Genomic DNA, 19634 nt, shown 5'->3' on the forward strand with positions numbered 1-19634 from the left:
TGTCTCTTTATCGTTTGAGTAAGGGAGAATTACAAATGAGTAAAAAAATTGCTGTACTTGTGGGTAGCTTACGTAAAGATTCCTACAATTTAAAAGTCGCAAAAGTATTACAACAGATCGCTCCACAATCACTTTCTTTAAATATTATTGAAATTGGCGATTTACCGTTTTATAACGAAGATATTGATGTAGATACGCCACCAAAATCTTATGAACGTTTTCGTCAACAAATTGCCAATTGTGATGGTGTTATATTTGTGACACCAGAGTATAATCGAGGCTTGCCGGCAGTGATTAAAAATGCTTTAGATGTGGGTTCTCGCCCTTATGGTAAAAGTGTTTGGTCACAAAAACCAGCTGCGGTAGTTTCGGTATCACAAGGTGCTATTGGTGGTTTCGGTGCCAATCACCAGTTGCGACAATCACTGGTCTTTCTTGATATGCCAACTTTACAACAACCAGAAGCTTATATTGGTAATATTAACAGTGCTTTTGATGAAAATGGTAATATTAGTGAAAAAACTAAAGCATTTCTTTCATTGATCATTAATAGTTATGCTAATTGGGTTGAAAAACTAAGTTAATAATGATTTATTTTAATATCCACAGCCAATATAATGAGTTGTGGATATGATTAAAGTTATTTAAAACAGATTAAATGAAAAATTTCCAACCTTGCAATGAACAAGAATTATTAAACCGAGCCAGACTCGCTGCAGGTTATAGTTTCGGTGAGATAGCTAACTATTTAAATATTGCTATTCCAGCTAATCTTAATAAGCAAAAAGGGTGGGTAGGTAATTTAATTGAAACTTTTTTAGGCGCTAATGCGGGTAGTAAAGCCGAACGTGATTTTGCTAATTTAGGTATCGAATTAAAAACCATTCCAGTTAATAAACAAGGTAAACCACTTGAAACCACTTTTGTCAGTGTCCTTCCTTTAATGGCTAATCATGGTGTAATTTGGGAAACAAGCCATGTGAAATATAAACTAAGTAAAGTTCTGTGGATCCCTATTGAAGGAGAACGAAGTATACCCCTAGCCCAGAGAAAAGTTGGCCACCCCATATTATGGACACCAACTGAACAACAAGAGCAACAACTTAAACAAGATTGGCAAGAGTTGATGGATATGATTGTACTTGGTCAGGTTGAAAAGATTACTGCCCGTTATGGTACTTATTTACAGATCCGTCCTAAAGCTGCTAATGGAAAAGCTTTAACTGAAGCTATTGGTGAAAATGGCCAAATTATATTAACACGTCCAAGAGGGTTTTATTTAAAAAAATCATTTACATTACAAATTCTGCAAAATGCTAATTGTTATATTTAAAGTGAGCCAACAATAGTATTCATCCCCCTTAAATCTTGCTTATCTTTTCTATTTTCAAAATACTATTTCTTCCATAAACAATTTTTTATCTTCTGCATATAAACATATTGATAGCTTATTGATATAGCGATCGTTTACCTCAAATTAATAATTAGGCCATCTTATATTTAGTTAAAATAAAAAAGTCCAACTCGAATAAATTGGACTTTTTAAACTCGATATAGTTAAACTAAATCAAACATTAAAATTTTCGAATTTCTTTGATAATTATAAAGTTGTTTCTTTTTAATAGGCAGGTCATCGACTTCAGCTGGATTAAAGCCTTTTTCACGAAACCAGTGAATACTACGAGTAGTCAACACAAAGATCTTTTCTAACCCCAAATTGTGAGCCGTTTCTGCAATTTTTTCTAATAATAGATCACCGCGTAATGAGTTTCGGTATTGAGGATGAATCGCTACACAAGCCATTTCGCCCATTTTTTCTTCCGGATATGGATAAAGAGCTGCACAGCCAATCGTCATATTATCACGCTCAATAATGGTAAATTTGTCAATTTCAATTTCTAACTGTTCTCTTGAGCGTTTAACCAAAATACCTTGTTCTTCAAGTGGACGGATTAATTCTAAAATACCACCGATATCATTTATCGTTGCAGTACGGACTTGTTCTGAATGTTCCATTGACACTTGAGTTCCAATACCATCACGAGAAAATAGTTCCTGCAGAATAGAACCATCCACTAGATAACTGACTAAATGGCTACGACGCACACCATTGCGACATGCTTTTGATGCAGCACGTAAAAAACGCGCTTCACTAGATAAATGCTTACCACTTTGCTCTTTGTTGTTAACGTAATTATCAGCATCAATCGGAAACAGATCGGTAATAACATGATTGTTTTCATCAAGCACGCCTTGCTCAGCACAAAAACTTATTAATTTATCAGCTTTAAGGCGAATAGCAACTTCAGCGGCAACATCTTCAGACGATAAGTTAAAACTTTCACCAGTAACTGATACCCCTACAGGCCCTAATAATACAATTGATCCTCGGTTCAATTGTTCATCAATTGCCTCATTATTAATTCGCCGAATTTTCCCGGTGTGACAATAATCCACTCCGTCATCAACACCTAATGGCTGTGCAATAACAAAATTACCGCTAACAACATTGATATGTGCACCTTGTAAAGGCGTATTATTTAAGCTCATTGATAAACTTGCTGTTATATTGAGCTGTAATAATCCGGTTACCTGTTTAACAATGTCTAAAGTTGCTGCGTCAGTAATTCGAGTATTTTTATGATATCTAGGTTGGATATTATGACTTTTGAGTGATTCATCTATTTGGTTACGAGCACCATTCACAATAACCAATTTAATGCCTAAACTATGCAATAAACCAATGTCACTAATAATACTTGCATAATTATGACTCTTTAGCACTGCACCTGTTAATAAAATAACGAAAGTTTTTCCTTGATGAGCATTAATATAAGGTACCGAATGCCTTAAACCATCAACCAATTCAGTTGTTCTTTCTTTCATCTTATCACCACCAAAATGAATATTTATTCATATTTTTTGTATTTTTATTTATTTTTTAGTTAATAGCAAGTGTTTTTTGATAAGTTCAACAAGCTAAAGTTCAATATTGATGTAGGAAAAAACTTTTATTAAATTCGCTAGGAAATGACAAAACATTAATTTATTAACGATGCTTATAGACAAGAGCCGTCATTAAGACGGCTCAGTAATCATTTTAGTTATTCGAGTGATTCACATTTAAATCTTCTTCATATCAATAACTTTAACAAATCTGCAGTAAACAATCAGTCCTAGTAGGGTACTCATTACGGCCATTATCAAATCAGCTAAGATAGCATAACTAACATTAATTTTGGCCAATTCGGGGATAACTCTCGGGATAATAAAGAAAGACAGGCCACTTAAAGTATACATACAACCCACAGCAAGTCCTTTACGTGTTGGAAACATTTGTTGCATCACAACTAAGGTTAATTGTAGAACACCCCCGGCTGCAAAAAATCCCATCCCGATTGCGGTGACCAAACACATTAATGGCGATAGGTCAAAGTAAAATAATAATAAAACCAATGATGACATTGCAGGTAAGATAAAAATACAATAAATTGGTTTCAAGAATTTTTTCACTATAAAAGCAGTGATAAAGACAGAAACGATTGAAGCAAAACTATAAAAGCTAATAAGCTGTTTAGCTTCAATTAATGGCATATTAACCGCTTTAATTGCAATCGCAGGTAGCCATTGCCAAATAATCACAAAGGTTGCGGTGGTTGTGAATCCCATAATTATCAATAAAATGCCTTCAAAAGCAAAATTTGGTTTACGAATAAAGTAATCATCAGAACCTTGATTACCTTTAATTCTGGTATCTTTAGGTGGAAATCTTTTTGGTAGCAAATTGATTGCATTAATAATTAGATAGGCAGTAAAACCAAAAAATGCCCATCCATACCAGATATCGTATTTATAAAATAATCCAACAATTAGTGGCAGAATAAAACTTCCCATTGAGATAAAGGCTTTAATCAAAACACTTGCCGAACCAGATGAGCGAGGAAAACATTCAGTTAATGCAGGCATAGACCCTGTATCTAAGAAAGAGTTACCTATACCGATGGCAATAGCTAAACAAAACGCAATATCTATATTATGACAAAATGGCATACTGACGAAAAAGACAATATAACAAGCCATACCTAAATAGATAAATAATTTTCGTCCAAATTTATCAGATAGCATTCCGCCGACAAACATTAATAAAATTTTTCCAATACCGATTCCTGATGCAACATAACCAAGACCGACATTTACATCGGTATTAAGCTGTTTTGAAATGCCTTCTGCGAACTGCATAATAACAATTAAAGCAATACTTTGTATTATGTAATTAGCATATATAGAGCCAGCAATCCCATAAGAATTGACTCTTTGATTATCCATGTGTAAAACTCCAATATTAACTTAACTAGTTTAAGCGACTAAAAAAACGCAATCGCAATTAATATACAAGTGTTGACTACTATCTGAAAGGAATATGTATCAATTATTTACTGTTAATAGACTATTTATTTACTGTAATTCAAGAATATTCACAATTAATAAATTTATGATGTATAGATTGTTTAAATTACAAATTGATGTACTAACATTATCCCGAAACAAATAATTTTTATTTAAAAAATGGTAATTTAATTAGTTTGCAGTTTTTCCAATATTTCAGTAAGAATTAAATTCTCATCTTGGTCAACATTAACAACATGATGAGCGGCATCATGGTATAAAGGTAAACGTTCAGCAAGCACTTTTTCCATCTCATCGGATATCGACATACCCGTTAATGATGGTCGCTGGGCAACATTTGGATCTTTCATCAAACGTGCCGCTAATGTCGCTGCAGGAGCTGAGAGAAAAATAACTGTGCCATGCTGTTTCATAAACTGACGATTTTGCTCAGCTAGTACCATGCCACCACCAGTTGCAATAACTCTATTGGGTTTAGCTGTCTCAATAAGCACTTGGCTTTCTCTAGCTCGAAACCCTTCCCATCCCTCTTTTTCGACAATTTCTGCTACAGTTTTTTGCGTTGTTTCGAGTAGATGACAATCTGTATCAATAAAAGAAAAGCATAACTTATTAGCTAACATTTTACCCATTGTTGTTTTGCCAGCGGCTCTTGCGCCAACTAAAAAAATTGTTTTCTTCATTGTGGGTCCTTTTAAATATACAGATCTGGAAATAAGTTATCTATGCTAGAGACTCATTTAACTTTTTGCAATATTTTTTTACAGTCTAATTCGATATCAACATAACAATATGATTTAAATAAACATAAATAAAAAAATAACTGTAAATAATTTATTACACATTCGATTTTAATCATAGACTATTGTGTCAAACATAGTCATTAACACAATTTTTCTAATCCTCTAAAATAAAGTTCAGTGGCAATTGATTGATGTAATCGCCATTGCAGCACATCTAAGTCTGGGTTAACTTTTTTGAATTCTGGATAAGTCATAAAATAACGAATGGTATTACTACCCACACGGTCATTAATGCTATTTATAATCAATTTTATTTTCTCGTGGCGAAAAGCTTTTAATTCTTTCATAGCTATTGCCACATTTTCAGGAATAGGTAATGAACCGTTTTCCCACTTACGCCATGTTTCGACATCAGTTTTACCGATATATTCACTTGCTTCTGACACTTTTAACATTAAAAAACGGCGATACGCTTGTAATTCTAAATTAGTCATAACTACTCCTTTTTAATCAATTTTAAATTTACTAAACATAATTACTTTATTGATTTAATAAATATTTAAAATGATGATTAAATACCTAAAACCTTAAAATATCGCTCCCATAAAATGAGAGCGAGGCTATTTATAATTTTATTTTCCTGCTAAGGCATCAATTACAGCTTGTTTTGCTTTCTCAGAAAGATCTTTACCGGTCCAAATTTTAAATTGGGCATTTGCTTGACCAATAAACATTTCTCGACCAGAAATCGATTCCCATCCCGCTTTTTCTGCTTCTTGTCTAAATTTGGTATTGTATGGTGTATATACAATATCGTATGCAATCCCTTTACCTTTAAACCAAGCTTGTTCGTAAGGTGTCTGATCTTCAAATTTGCCTTGCATACCTAATGGGGTAGAATTGATAATAATTTGCGCTTCTACTTTATCTCTATCTTCCCATGCAATCGTTTTAAGATTAAATTCTTTAGCTAGTGCCTCTGGAAGATCAGTAACAATATCCGTTACCGTAATGTCGTGATAACCAAGGTCTTGTAAACCAACAACCGCAGCCCTAGCCGCACCACCAGCGCCAAGTAGTAAAACCTTCTTATACTCAGCAGGTAGTTTTTTTTGTGCTAATGGTTGCATAAAACCAATAATATCAGTGTTATCACCACAAAGTTTGTCACCATCCCAATAAACTAAGTTAGCTGCTCCCGCTTTTTTGACATGTTCGGTAACTTCATCTAAATAAGGAATAATAGTTTGCTTATGTGGAATAGTGACACATAAACCACGAATATTAAGTAATCTTACTGATTTAAATAAAGTAGCAATATCTTCGGGTGGTGTAGGAAATGGCACCAATACAGCAGGAATACCATAATCTTGAAATGACGTTGTATGAATAAGTGGGCTCATACTATGCCCTAGTGGATAACCGATAATGCCATAGATACTGTATGGCGTGAACTGACTCATACTATCTCCTTGAAAGTAAGAAAATTAGGCCTAACAGATAATATCTGAATTCAATAGTATTAAAACATATTTGTTATAAAATTAAATAGTTTTATATTGAACAACACAACATGAACTACGATATAATAGTTTTGCTAAAAATAACAACTCTCGGTATATTTATTTTTTTCAATTAGAAACTTATTTTTGTGCATAAATAAGATAATGCTTGAGAATTTACCTGTAAAAGCGTATACTTCGCTACCTCATTATTATGGGTGTAGTGTGAGAGGTGAGACTGCTTCTCAAAAGAACTGCAGCGAACTAAAAGCCTGACGAGGTTAATTCCATTAACATATTACGCCCTAGGCTTAAGCATAGAAATTTTGGAGAATTATTGACATGTCACGAGTATGCCAAGTAACAGGAAAAGGTCCTTTAGTGGGAAATAATCGTTCTCATGCGATGAATGCTACTAAACGTCGTTTTCTACCAAACCTTCAAACTCACCGTTTCTGGATTGAGAGTGAAAAACGTTTTGTAAAATTGCGTGTATCAGCTAAAGGTATGCGTACTATCGATAAAAAGGGTATTGATGCAGTTTTAGCTGAACTTCGTGCCCGTGGTGAAAAGTACTAATAAGGAAACCATATCATGGCTAAAGGTGTACGTGAAAAAATTAGATTAGTTTCTTCTGCTGGTACCGGTCATTTTTATACCACTAGCAAAAACAAAAGAACCATGCCTGAAAAAATGGAGATCAAAAAATATGATCCTGTTGTTCGTCAGCATGTTGTTTACAAAGAAGCTAAAATTAAATAGTTTTATCTAGCAATAAAAAACCCAGCTTAAGCTGGGTTTTTTTATGTTTTCAATAATCACATCATAAAATTTATTAAATTAGATGCATAAAAAAAGCTTCAGTTACCTGAAGCTTTTTAGAGTAAATTTCTATTTTAAATATTCTTGCTCATAGGCTCTTGCCTTTTTATCATCAAAGACATGTTCCCAACGCGCAATAACAATTGCCGCTAATGCATTACCAACAACATTAACAACTGTTCTACCCATATCTAAAATACGTTCAACACCCATAATATAACCGATGCCTTCTAGTGGAATACCAACACTACCAAGTGTTGCTGATAATACTAAAATAGAAGCGCCTGGTACTCCAGCAATTCCTTTTGAAGCAATCATTAATGTTATTACAATGATTATTTGATCTAGGATGCTTAAATCCATACCAAATAACTGTGCTAAGAAGATAACCGTGATACTTTGGTATAATGTCGAACCATCAAGATTGAATGAATATCCAGTAGGAATAACAAAGCTTGTGATCGCTTTTGGTGCCCCATAGGCTTCCATCTTTTCAATAATTTTTGGTAATGCTGTTTCTGAACTTGCTGTAGAAAAAGCAATAACTAATTCTTCCTTCAATATTTTTAATAAAGTAAAAATATTGAATTTACATAGTTTACAAACTGCACCTAATACCACTAATGTAAAAATGATCATTGCGGAATACACAGTTAGAATCAGTTTTAATAGCGGTAGTAAAGAAGCAAAACCATATTTAGCAACAGTTACGGTAATTAATGCAAATACACCAATTGGCGCATAACGCATAATCATGTTGGTCACTTTAAACATAGTATCTGAAACTACTTTCAAGAAGAACACAAATGGTTCGCGTTGTTTATCTGGTAAAGACATTAAACCTAAACCAAAAAATACACAGAAGAAAATAACCGGTAAAACTGCACCATCCGTCATTGCTTTAAATATATTTGCTGGAATCATGTCTAAAATCATGACAATCAAACCGTGAGGTTTGCCACTTAACTCTTCAGCTGCTTTAGTATATTTACTAATATCAGTTGTAGCTAAAGTTGAAGAGTCAATACCAGCACCGGGTGCAAAAACATTACCCCATAAAAGACCTAATAAAATAGCAATTGTTGTAATGATTTCGAAATAAAGAATGGTTTTAAATCCTAATGTTCCTAAACGTTTAGAGCCACCAATTCCAGCAATACCTAATGTCAGTGTACTAAGTATAATTGGTAAAACAATCATCTTAATTAAACGAATAAAAATATCACCTGCAGGTTGGAAAATATTAACAATTGAAAATTGGTAATATGAATGTAACGCATGATTAGGATCTGCTAGTTCATATAGAAAAGCACCAACAGCTACACCTAAAATCAAGGCAATTAATATTTGCCATGCAAGATTAGTTAAGATTTTTTTTATTAAGAAAGACATGTAATTCTATTCCTTTTCACTATTTTCGAAAATAAAAAAGGATTAGTCTGTGAGGCTAATCCTTTTTTATAATTAAAATTATTGTTCGGATTCTTGATTTGAATTATTACTATCCTCGCTCTGTGAAGATAATTCTGATTCAACTTCATCCTCTGTTTCGGCAATTCTTTGTAATCCAACAACTTTCTCATTTTCAGCTGTTCGGATCAACGTAACCCCTTGCGTGTTTCGTCCAACAACACTGACTTCTGATACTCGAGTTCGTACTAAAGTTCCAGCATCAGTAATTAGCATGATTTGGTCGGTTTCTTCAACCTGCACTGCACCAACTACAGCACCATTTCGTTCACTCACTTTAATAGAGATTACGCCTTTCGTTGCTCTTGATTTAGTTGGATATAACTCTTGTTCAGTACGTTTACCATAACCATTTTGAGTTGCTGTTAAAATTGTACCATTACCACGAGGGACGATAAGTGATACAACTTTATCATCGCCTTCTAATTTAATACCTCGAACACCTGTTGCTGTTCTACCCATACAACGGACTTTATTGGCAGGGAATCGTACAACTTTACCATTAGCTGAGAATAACATAATGTCTTCAGTATTGGAAATTTGTGAGACTTCATCACCATCGTCAAGCTCATCAATAATAGTATCATCATTGAGTTCTTCATCATCAACAATATCTGCTGTTTCGTTACTGGTTAAATCAACGCCAATTAACTCATCATCATCACGTAAGTTAATGGCAATAATGCCACCACTTCTCGGACGACTAAATTCAATTAATGAAGTTTTCTTAACCGTACCTTGAGCTGTCGCCATAAACACACAATGCTCATCATCAAATTCACGAACAGGTAGAATCGCGGTAATACGTTCATCTGCTTCCAATGGTAATAAATTAATAATTGGACGACCACGTGAGCCTCGACTGGCCTCAGGTAATTGATAAACTTTCATCCAATATAATCTGCCACGACTTGAGAAACAAAGAATCGTGTCATGAGTATTTGCAACCAATAATTTTTCGACAAAATCTTCTTCTTTAATTTTCGTTGCCGATTTACCCTTACCGCCTCGGCGCTGAGCTTCATAATCGGATAACGGTTGGTATTTTACATAACCTTGATGAGAAAGCGTAACTACAACATCTTCTTGAGCAATAAGATCCTCAATATTGATATCCGCACTACTTGCTGTAATTTCAGTTCGTCTTGCATCTTGGAATTGATCTCGAACAGCTTCAAGCTCTTCGCGAATAACTTCCATTAATCTTTCTGGACTCGCTAGAATATGTAATAAACCAGCAATTTGAACTAATAGTTCTTTATATTCATCAAGAATTTTCTCGTGTTCAAGTCCTGTTAGACGATGTAATCGAAGATCTAAAATTGCTTGGGCTTGAGCTTCAGAAAGATAATAATGGCCATCACGAATACCAAACTCAGGCGCTAAATCTTCAGGACGAGCGGCATCATTACCCGCTTTTTCAAGCATTGCCGCAACATTACCTAGTTGCCAAGCTTGCGATAATAATTTAGCTTTCGCTTCAGAAGGAGTCGCCGCAGCACGAATTAATTCAATAACAGGATCAATATTAGCCAATGCTATCGCTAAACCTTCCAACACATGTGCTCGTTCACGAGCTTTGCGAAGTTCATAGATAGTTCGACGCGTTACGACTTCACGGCGGTGAAGAACAAACGCTTCGATCATTTCTCGTAAGTTTAATAGTTTCGGTTGACCTTTATGTAAGGCAACCATATTAATCCCGAAAGAAACCTGTAGTTGAGTTAATGAGAAAAGATTATTTAAAACGACTTCGCCAACAGCATCACGTTTGATTTCAATAACAATGCGCATACCATCTTTATCTGATTCATCACGCAATGCTGAAATACCTTCAACTTTTTTGTCTTTAACTAGCTCAGCTATTTTTTCGATCAGTTTTTTCTTATTAACTTGATAAGGGATCTCATTAACAATGATCGTTTCACGACCACTATGATCATCTACTTCAATGGTCGCCTTTGAACGAATATAAATAATACCCCGACCAGTTCGATACGCATTTTCAATACCTTTACGGCCATTAATTAAAGCAGCAGTAGGAAAATCTGGACCATGAATATATTCCATTAATCCATCAACAGAAATATTTTCATCCTCAATAAATGCTAAGCAACCATTGATAACTTCTGCTAGATTATGAGGAGGAATATTGGTTGCCATACCAACAGCAATACCTGACGAACCATTAATTAATAAATTAGGAATGCGAGTTGGCAACACGTCTGGAATCATTTCTGATCCATCGTAGTTTGGTGAAAAATCTACTGTTTCTTTATCTAAATCAGTTAATAATGCACCGGCAAACTTTTGCATACGAATTTCGGTATAACGCATTGCTGCCGCCGAGTCACCATCGACAGAACCAAAGTTACCTTGGCCATCAACAAGCATATAACGTAATGAAAATGGTTGTGCCATACGAACAATAGTATCATAAACAGCCAAATCACCATGTGGATGATATTTACCGATTACGTCCCCAACAACACGAGCAGATTTTCGGTAAGGTTTATTCCAGTCGTATCCAGCTTCATGCATAGCGAATAAAACCCGTCTATGAACAGGTTTGAGTCCGTCGCGGACATCAGGTAAAGCTCGCCCGACAATAACAGACATCGCATAATCAAGATAAGAGGATTTTAATTCGTCTTCAATATTGACGGGGGTTATTTCTTTGGCTAGTTCGGTCATAACACCAGGTTCTCTTATTAACTTAAATCTTAAAATAGTTCATAATTATAGCATAAAATCGCTATTAATGCAGAACAAAACTATTTTTATTTCATCTTATTCTGCATGAATAAACAATGTATTTTCAATTAATTGGCTTAAACAGTTTAAAATCATTGCATGCATTTCATAGGCCATCACCTTTTTGTAAGATGGAATTCTAATTTCAATATCATTTTGCCCAAGTAATCCGATCACTTCTCCACCATCAAATGCAGTTAAGGCAACAATTTTCATATCTTTAATTACGGATTCTTGAACAGCACGAATAATCGAACGGCTATTACCTTCACAAGTTGAAATAACTAAGATATCACCTTGTTGCCCTAAAGCTTGAATTTGTCGAGCATAGATTTCTTCGTGATTAGATATCGCACTTAACAATACATTATCAGATACTAATGCAATAGCCGGAATACTTGGTCTTTCAATATCAAGACTGGTAATTAACCGAGAGGTAAAACTTTGTATATTTGCGGCAGCTGAGCCATTACCACATCCCATAATTTTATTACCATTAAGTAATCCTTCAACGATAATATTAGCAGCTTTTTCAATTGAAGAGCCTAGAGATTCGGCCATAACAATTTGAGTTTGAATACTTTCAGTAAAATAATTTTTTATTAAATCTTGCACGTTTTTCACCTGACCATTAAAACGCATTAATTATCCATTTTTGACTTTTTCCCGTTATGGCAAAAACATCAAACCTAAACTCTGTATCTTCAATATTTAATTTATTTTTTAACATCCAATGTTGAGCAGCCTGTTTAATTCTGTTTTGTTTAGTGAGCGAAATAGTCATTTCAGCCTCGCCAAAATTAGCATTTTTTCGATATCTAACTTCAACAAAAACAAGACAACTCTTATCTCGCATGACTAAATCAATTTCACCGATTCGATATAAGCTATTTTGATCAAGTAACACAAGTCCTTGATTGGCTAAAAATTGGCAAGCAATATGTTCATAATGCTTGCCGATATCTTTAGTTTTCGTTCTGTTCCGAGGACGATTGGGATGTAACATAGGCATATTGTTGCCATGCAAGTGTTCGAGTCACTTCACATTGATTACTGGTTGATAATTTACCAGTCATTCCATCTAAAAAATTAGGTTGATAAGAGTCTAATTGATTAAAACGATTAGCTAATCGCCACGCATCGATTCCCATAGCGTATAATCGTGTTAAAGAATAATCTTTTTGAATATTGCTAGGAATCACTGCCGTTGTCTTTTCTGATGAATTAATAATCAAAGGAATGTCAGAATATTCCGTTTGATTCATATCATAATAAAAGTCATTCGAAGCATTTGCCACATGACTTTTAGAACTTGAATAAAGCGCTATTGGTGAAGAGCTATTACCTACTGTCTTACCCGCCCCCATATCTAGCATTGGTTTTATCAAGGTTAATTCGTCATAAGATGCATAAATATAAATTGCATCAAATCCAGAAGAGGAACCATTTGAGGTCATTGAGGCTGAGCCATCATCACTATTAAATACAATCGGACTACCGGTTAAACTTATTCCACTACTATGATTAATATTGGCGCGTAAAGTATTTAAATTACCAACATATTGTACATAAGCCTGTGAGCCATTAGAAATTTGCGACCATTGCTTAGCAAAGCTTTGGGCTACACGCCTACCCAAGTCATTTTGTGGTATAACTAACAATGGCTTTTGTTTATTTTGAGCAAAAATATGGTCAGCCGCATCCTTTGCTTCATCTTCAGGAGATAACGCAAAAAAGCACATTTTGTTAGCGGAAACTGTTCCATCATCAACCTTATTCAATGCTAGAACTGGGATATTTGGTGCTAACTGCTTTATTTTACTTACTTCAGACTTCAATAATGGACCAACGATTAAATCGACATTTTGTTCTTGCGCTTGCTGAATTAAATTATCCATTGGTACTGACGTTGTATCTAAAACAATAACATTTTGTTGTGGTTCTTGAGGATAGAACTTAACTGCATCAACATATCCTTGACGAATAGTATTACCAAATATTCGAGAAGATCCATTCAAAGGTAATAGTAAAGCTACTTTTTTGGCATTAGCATTATCAACAGCAAGTGTTTGTTCACCTGTTATAATCGCAACAATATTTTGTGCAGGATGATCGGGATATTTTGCAGCCCAATCCAAAATAGCTTGTTTTAGTTGATTTTTACGATTTGTATTTTTCGCTTCAAGCACTTCTGGACTATCACCGTCTTGAATAGAAATTTGTCTATTATTACTTTGATATGTATAACTTAAATCAATCCAACCTTTCAATATGAAGTCATTTTCAAGTACGGCAATTTTACTTAGTTGATTTGTCGATAATTTGCTAAAGAAATTCCAGGTATTATTTAAAATTTGTTTTTTTAATTTTTCAGGTGCAAATTTTTGTAAAGACAAATAATCATTCGCTTGTTCATTAATCTTTTTAGCTTTTTTGTCTAAGGCTAATTTGATTGAATAATAACGATATGATTGTGAATCATTTAATTTCTCGATAGATAATTGGCTAAGATTAAATGGTTGCCCTTTTCTAGTTGCTATTTCACCTTGAGATAACAATTGGTCTTTTTGTTGTTCTACATTAAGATTAGCTGGCAGTTGAGATAATAATTTATTTGCTTGAGAAAGTTTATTCTCGTTTATTAATGCTCTTATTGCCAATAACTGCCAATCGATTTTAGCACTTCCTGAGCTAGTATCTACCTGCGACAAATAATAATTGGAGTCTTTAGTTTCATCGTATTTACCGCTTTTTGATGAGCTAAGATGACATCCAACTAAAAGTGAAAATAATGCTAAAATAACAATAGCATAAAAGGATTGTTTTAATTTCATAACCATTCTCTTATAATTTCTCATCCCCAAATTTGCTGTACATGTACAGTAACTTCTTCACGATCATGAAAAAGTTGCTTAGCCTGAATTTGTACATTTATTTGGCTGTTATTTAGTTCTTCTATTAGTAATTGTAAATTTTGTTTTACTTCTTCATAACGTTTTTTCATTGGTAGTTTGAGATTAAAAATTGCCTCTCTACACCAACCATTAATTAGCCATTTAGCTATTAACTCTGTTACTTTGGCTGGTTTTTCAACCATATCACACACCAACCAATAAATATTATGCTTTTTAGGTATAAATTTAAAGCCATCTTCACGATAATGTTTAACTTGTCCTGTTTCCATTAATTTTTCATTCATAGGACCATTATCTATAGCATATACCATCATACTTCTTTTGACCAATTGATAAGTCCAACCGCCTGGACACGCTCCTAAATCAACAGCGTTTAAACCACCTTTAAGTCGTTCATCCCATTCTTCATAAGGAATAAAAATATGAAAAGCTTCTTCCAATTTTAATGTTGAACGACTTGGTGCATCAGATGGAAATTTTAACCTCGGTATACCCATATAAAAAGGAGAGTTATTTTGACTCAGAGAATAGCCAACATAACAGCTATTATTATTGATAAATAATAAATGAATAACTGGTCTAGATGGATTTTGTACTTTTAACAAAATACGTTTGTTACGTAATGCCTGGCGAAGTGGAACAGTAAACTTTCGGCAAAATCCTGCTAATTGTTTACCTTCATTAGTATCTGCCACTTCAACACGTAAATCACCAGCTTTATCAACAATACCAGATAAAAAATTAATTATTGGCGTAATACGATCTTCTGTTGGTAAATCAGCCAATAATTCACCAGCAACAAACATTTGTCTAGCAAAAATAAGTGTTCGAAAAGGAATTTCTTTAATCAATAATTGAGCGTCACCATCTTGATAGCATTCAAATATCACATAACCGATGTTTTCTTTGACTTTGGCAAATCCAAATATCTCTTTTTGTGCGGCTCTATCTGTTATTTCTGCTGCACATTCTTTTTCAAATCCTGGTCGACAATACAAAATTATTTTGTTCAGTTTTTGCATATTCTTTCTTTCAATTATTTGAAAATATTATAAAGTTATCAAATTAATCTGATTGGACTTTATTTGTATATAAAGGCGCTTCACCTTTAGGTCGAGTTTTGAATCGTCGATGTAACCACATATATTGTTCTGGTGCTTTTAATATTTCGTGTTCAATCGCTTTGTTAATAAAAGTAGCCGCTAGCACATCATCATCTATAGGATAGCCTTTAAGCTCAGGTGTAACGTAAACAGTATAGTGCCCATTCTTTTCTCGTTTAGGGGTGAAAGGAATAATTGCAGGCTGACTTAATTTAACTAAAATTCGAGTTCCAATGGTCGTTGCTGCTTTTTCTACCGCAAAGAGTGGCGCAAAAACGCTATTCTTAGGACCATAATCATGATCTGGCGCATACCAAAGCAGTTCACCATTCTTTAAGGCTCTTATCATGCCTTTAGTATTATAGCGATCTAACATATATTTATTCGATTTTAAACGCCCTTTTAATTGTACATAATCCATAACAGGGTTGTCGTTTGGTCGATAAACACCTACACCTGGATGACTCATACCTAAAATACGTGCTCCGAGTTCTAGCGTTAAAAAGTGAATACCAATTAACAAAACACCTTGTCCAGACTGTTGTATCTGAGTGATATGTGAATCACCTTCAATTGAAGAGTGTTTTTTAAGTCTTTTGTCGGACCAGAACCATGCCATACCAGTTTCAAATATAGCAAGTCCTGTGGAAATAAAATTATCTCTTAATATTTTATCTCGTTCTTGTTCAGATTTATCAGGAAAGCATAATTTTAAGTTTTGCCTTGCGGTCTCTTTACGCTTGCCAACTAATTTCATCGAAAGTAATCCTAAACCTTTCCCTAATTGATAAATAACCGGATATGGCAGTAAAACGATCAAATATAAAATAGAAATGCCAAACCAGGTTAACCAATAGCGAGGATGTAATAATCGTTTTGTAAAAATAGGATGAATTTCTTGATTTTGACTCATATTAAGATTAAATAACCATTTAAACAAAGTTAGTCATTATATACCAATATCTTCAGTTATGCGGCAGAAAAATAAAATAATCAAAGATAACTAAAGTTCTTATCATGAAGTTGTTTTAAAAGATTACATAAAAAACACATATTAAGGATTAAATTGATTAATCTCTAATAATCAATTTTTACTTATAATTTAGAAAAAATATACCCTAAAAGAGTATTTCTCAAAATTTGTTAAGCTTTAAATTGCTACTGGCGCTTTTATTGCTGGATAAGGATCGTAATCAACAATTTCAAAATCTTCAAATTCATAATCAAAAATTGTAGGTGGTCTGCGTTTAATTACAAGCTTAGGCAATGGTTTTGGCTCACGGCTTAATTGTAAATGTGTTTGTTCCATATGATTGGAATACAAATGGGTATCGCCACCTGTCCAAACAAAATCACCAACTTCTAAATCGCATTGTTGAGCAATCATATGAACTAATAACGAATAACTAGCAATATTAAATGGTAATCCTAAGAATACGTCACATGAACGTTGATAAAGTTGACATGACAGCTTACCTTGAGCTACATAAAATTGAAACAGAGCATGACAAGGTGCTAACGCCATTTGATCAAGCTCACCAACATTCCATGCCGAAACTATCATTCTTCTAGAGTCTGGATCATTTTTAATTTGTTCGATTAGTTGCGAAATTTGATCTATTTGTCGACCATCCGCAGCGCCCCAAGCGCGCCATTGTTTGCCATAAACAGGACCAAGATCACCATTTTTATCGGCCCATTCATCCCAAATTGTTACTTTATTATCTTTTAAATAATTAATATTAGTATCACCTTTAAGAAACCAAAGTAACTCATAGATAATTGAACGTAAATGACATTTTTTTGTGGTCACTAATGGAAAACCATCTTGCAAATTAAATCGCATTTGATGACCAAAGATCGATAAAGTCCCTGTACCTGTTCTATCCGATTTAGCCGTTCCTTCGTTTAAAATTTTTTGCATTAGTGATAAATACTGTTTCATTTTTTAATAGCCTTATTGTTAAATCTATATGCATATAAAAGCATCAAGATACCACCAATGATCATAGGGAGACAGAGAATTTGTCCCATACTGATTATATTTAAAAATAATCCTAATTGTTCATCGGGTTGTCTAAAGAACTCAATTATAAACCTAAATATGCCATAACAAACTAAAAATAGTCCTGAGACTGCACCAACTGGACGAGGTTTGCGAATAAATAAATTTAAAATAATAAATAATACTATACCTTCAAATACCATCTCATAAAGTTGTGAAGGGTGACGAGGTAAAACACCGTTTAATTGGCTGTATAAGGAAAACCATTCCGGATTTGCTTGAACAAACATAAAATCAGCATGTGATGAAGTAGGGAATAACATACCGATTGAAGAATTAGTTACTCGGCCCCACAATTCACCGTTAATAAAATTACCAAATCGGCCAAACATTAAACCAAGCGGTACTAATGGAGCTACAAAATCAGCTACTTGCATAAAGGTCTTTTGTGTTTTTTTAGCAAAGATAGCAATAACACAAATGGCACCAATCAAACCACCATGGAAAGACATTCCTCCTTCCCAAACTCTGAATAGAATAGCGGGATCTTCACAAAATGCATCAAAATTATAAAATAATACATAACCTAATCGCCCACCAATAAAGAGGCCTAAAAACCCCCAGAACAATAGGTTTTCAACTTGTTGTGATGTCCAATTGCTATTGGGTTTATTAGCTCGACGTTTAGCTAAAAACAAAGCACCAAGCACACCAAATAGGTACATTGCACCATACCAATGTAATGAAATAGGTCCGATTGAGAAAGCAATTGGATCAAAATTGGGAAATTGTAAAAATTGATTCATTTTTTAATACGCTGTTTGTTTTTTCGTTTGTGAGCAAAGAAGTTAAACCGTTTTTTCTTAGAAAGATTTGTTACAGGCTCTTCTACTTCAGATTGTATAGTAAATGCAGGCAAAGAAAACTCCTTCATTGCTTTGCGATATACATCACGCTTAAAAGCAATAACCTGTCGTATAGGATACCAATAACTTACCCATTTCCAATCATCAAACTCAGGAGTTGAAGACATATTTAAATTAATAACTGACGTATCAGAAATTAATTCTAATAAAAACCACTTTTGTTTTTGACCGATACATACCGGCTGATTATCCCAACGAATCATACGTTTTGGTAATTTATACCTTAACCAACCATTGGTAACCGATAAAATTTTAACGTCTTTAGGTAGTAATCCTACTTCTTCATTTAGTTCACGAAACATTGCCTGTTCTGGCGTTTCATTAAGTTTTATTCCGCCCTGAGGAAATTGCCAAGAGTTTTGCCCATAACGCCGAGCCCAAAGCACTTGACCATACCTGTTACAAATAACTATTCCTACATTTGGACGGTAGCCATCATTATCGATCACTGACTACCTCAAAAAATTTATTTTTATATTGTTGAATTGTTTCATACATACAACAATAAATAAATAGGAAAATGATACTAATAGAATAAATATAATATCATACAGTCGATTTTGGTGATAATTTAATAATTGTCATAATAGTAATTATCGTGAAGGTAACCTCTATAGCTAAACTATCTAAAGAGCCTATCCATAAGCTATATATTATCCATAAAATACTACTTAGTAATATTAACAATCGTATATTATGTTGTTCAACATCCAAATAATACAAATTAACAATTAATTACGGGATTGTTGTATATTTTTCAATAAAATCAGAACCCAAAAACTGATACAGAAAATTTAGATTATCCATTGTCTACTATTCAGGGAAATAACTCTGAAAAATAATTAACAAAAATACATTAATCCTAGAATGCAAAAAAGCCCAGCATCGCTGCTGGGCTCGTGTATTTAAAAGTCTGGCGGCACCCTACTCTCACATGGGTAATACCCACACTACCATCGGCACTACGGCGTTTCACTTCTGAGTTCG

General features: G+C 34.0%; 20 protein-coding genes. 4 read left to right on the forward strand and 16 right to left on the reverse strand.

Annotated features, from left to right (window positions below):
• Positions 1–35 precede the first annotated feature (35 nt).
• On the forward strand, positions 36–584 hold the full coding sequence (locus H3U96_RS07620) for an NADPH-dependent FMN reductase (protein ID WP_065578261.1): 549 nt from the start codon (positions 36–38) through the stop codon (positions 582–584).
• A gap of 74 nt (positions 585–658) precedes the next feature.
• Positions 659–1333 carry a DNA mismatch repair endonuclease MutH gene (gene mutH, locus H3U96_RS07625; protein ID WP_065578260.1) on the forward strand — a complete coding sequence of 225 codons (675 nt, stop codon included), beginning with the start codon at positions 659–661 and terminating at the stop codon, positions 1331–1333.
• Between the two features lie 224 nt (positions 1334–1557).
• Here mutH and argA read toward each other — a convergent pair whose 3' ends face one another.
• From argA to aroE, 5 genes are all read right to left on the reverse strand, one after another.
• Positions 1558–2886, reverse strand: a complete 1329-nt coding sequence (gene argA, locus H3U96_RS07630; protein WP_198196189.1) for an amino-acid N-acetyltransferase — start codon at positions 2884–2886, stop codon at positions 1558–1560.
• A gap of 237 nt (positions 2887–3123) precedes the next feature.
• Entirely contained in the window at positions 3124–4326 is a 1203-nt protein-coding gene (locus H3U96_RS07635; RefSeq protein WP_198196192.1) for an MFS transporter, read from the reverse strand.
• A 248-nt stretch (positions 4327–4574) separates the two neighbouring features.
• Complete coding sequence (gene aroL / locus H3U96_RS07640; RefSeq protein WP_086360576.1) at positions 4575–5090, reverse strand: shikimate kinase AroL; 516 nt, start codon at positions 5088–5090, stop codon at positions 4575–4577.
• Between the two features lie 200 nt (positions 5091–5290).
• Positions 5291–5644 carry a DUF1870 family protein gene (locus tag H3U96_RS07645; protein WP_198196194.1) on the reverse strand — a complete coding sequence of 118 codons (354 nt, stop codon included), beginning with the start codon at positions 5642–5644 and terminating at the stop codon, positions 5291–5293.
• A gap of 138 nt (positions 5645–5782) precedes the next feature.
• The gene (gene aroE / locus H3U96_RS07650) at positions 5783–6613 is read right to left on the reverse strand and encodes a shikimate dehydrogenase (protein ID WP_065613781.1); all 831 of its coding nucleotides are present in this window, start codon (positions 6611–6613) and stop codon (positions 5783–5785) included.
• A gap of 381 nt (positions 6614–6994) precedes the next feature.
• Here aroE and rpmB point away from each other — a divergent pair, with 381 nt between their 5' ends.
• Together rpmB and rpmG are read left to right on the forward strand one after the other, a co-directional pair.
• A complete protein-coding gene (rpmB, locus tag H3U96_RS07655) occupies positions 6995–7231 on the forward strand; it encodes a 50S ribosomal protein L28 (protein WP_034884345.1) in 237 nt (78 codons plus the stop codon).
• 15 nt (positions 7232–7246) lie between these two features.
• On the forward strand, positions 7247–7414 hold the full coding sequence (gene rpmG, locus H3U96_RS07660) for a 50S ribosomal protein L33 (protein ID WP_034884348.1): 168 nt from the start codon (positions 7247–7249) through the stop codon (positions 7412–7414).
• Positions 7415–7543: 129 nt separating this feature from the next.
• Here the strand turns inward: rpmG and gltP are convergent, their stop codons facing one another.
• The 11 genes from gltP to H3U96_RS11445 all read right to left on the reverse strand — a co-directional run bounded on the left by gltP (position 7544) and on the right by H3U96_RS11445 (position 19370).
• Positions 7544–8854, reverse strand: coding sequence for a glutamate/aspartate:proton symporter GltP (gene gltP, locus H3U96_RS07665; RefSeq protein ID WP_165755077.1), 1311 nt, complete (start codon positions 8852–8854; stop codon positions 7544–7546).
• A gap of 90 nt (positions 8855–8944) precedes the next feature.
• On the reverse strand, positions 8945–11638 hold the full coding sequence (gyrA, locus tag H3U96_RS07670; RefSeq protein WP_198196196.1) for a DNA topoisomerase (ATP-hydrolyzing) subunit A: 2694 nt from the start codon (positions 11636–11638) through the stop codon (positions 8945–8947).
• 96 nt (positions 11639–11734) lie between these two features.
• Positions 11735–12313, reverse strand: a complete 579-nt coding sequence (locus H3U96_RS07675; protein ID WP_086354178.1) for an SIS domain-containing protein — start codon at positions 12311–12313, stop codon at positions 11735–11737.
• A gap of 16 nt (positions 12314–12329) precedes the next feature.
• Complete coding sequence (locus tag H3U96_RS07680) at positions 12330–12710, reverse strand: YraN family protein (RefSeq protein WP_198193071.1); 381 nt, start codon at positions 12708–12710, stop codon at positions 12330–12332.
• The gene (locus H3U96_RS07685) at positions 12664–14532 is read right to left on the reverse strand and encodes a penicillin-binding protein activator (RefSeq protein ID WP_165755074.1); all 1869 of its coding nucleotides are present in this window, start codon (positions 14530–14532) and stop codon (positions 12664–12666) included. The genes H3U96_RS07680 and H3U96_RS07685 overlap by 47 nt, the downstream gene beginning before the upstream one ends.
• Positions 14533–14552: 20 nt before the next feature.
• Complete coding sequence (gene rlmM / locus H3U96_RS07690) at positions 14553–15626, reverse strand: 23S rRNA (cytidine(2498)-2'-O)-methyltransferase RlmM (protein ID WP_086360582.1); 1074 nt, start codon at positions 15624–15626, stop codon at positions 14553–14555.
• A gap of 52 nt (positions 15627–15678) precedes the next feature.
• Positions 15679–16629, reverse strand: coding sequence for a Kdo(2)-lipid IV(A) acyltransferase (locus H3U96_RS07695; RefSeq protein WP_086360579.1), 951 nt, complete (start codon positions 16627–16629; stop codon positions 15679–15681).
• A 237-nt stretch (positions 16630–16866) separates the two neighbouring features.
• Positions 16867–17661, reverse strand: a complete 795-nt coding sequence (gene thyA / locus H3U96_RS07700) for a thymidylate synthase (RefSeq protein ID WP_065652097.1) — start codon at positions 17659–17661, stop codon at positions 16867–16869.
• On the reverse strand, positions 17658–18527 hold the full coding sequence (lgt, locus tag H3U96_RS07705) for a prolipoprotein diacylglyceryl transferase (RefSeq protein ID WP_065578250.1): 870 nt from the start codon (positions 18525–18527) through the stop codon (positions 17658–17660). The genes thyA and lgt overlap by 4 nt, the downstream gene beginning before the upstream one ends.
• A complete protein-coding gene (gene rppH / locus H3U96_RS07710; RefSeq protein WP_065578249.1) occupies positions 18524–19096 on the reverse strand; it encodes an RNA pyrophosphohydrolase in 573 nt (190 codons plus the stop codon). Before rppH ends, lgt begins: the two co-directional genes overlap by 4 nt.
• A gap of 97 nt (positions 19097–19193) precedes the next feature.
• Positions 19194–19370 carry a YgjV family protein gene (locus tag H3U96_RS11445; RefSeq protein ID WP_199283329.1) on the reverse strand — a complete coding sequence of 59 codons (177 nt, stop codon included), beginning with the start codon at positions 19368–19370 and terminating at the stop codon, positions 19194–19196.
• Positions 19371–19634: the final 264 nt, after the last annotated feature.

The sequence above is a fragment of the Gilliamella sp. M0364 genome (genome assembly GCF_016100565.1).
In the GTDB taxonomy this organism is placed as follows: domain Bacteria; phylum Pseudomonadota; class Gammaproteobacteria; order Enterobacterales; family Orbaceae; genus Gilliamella; species Gilliamella apis.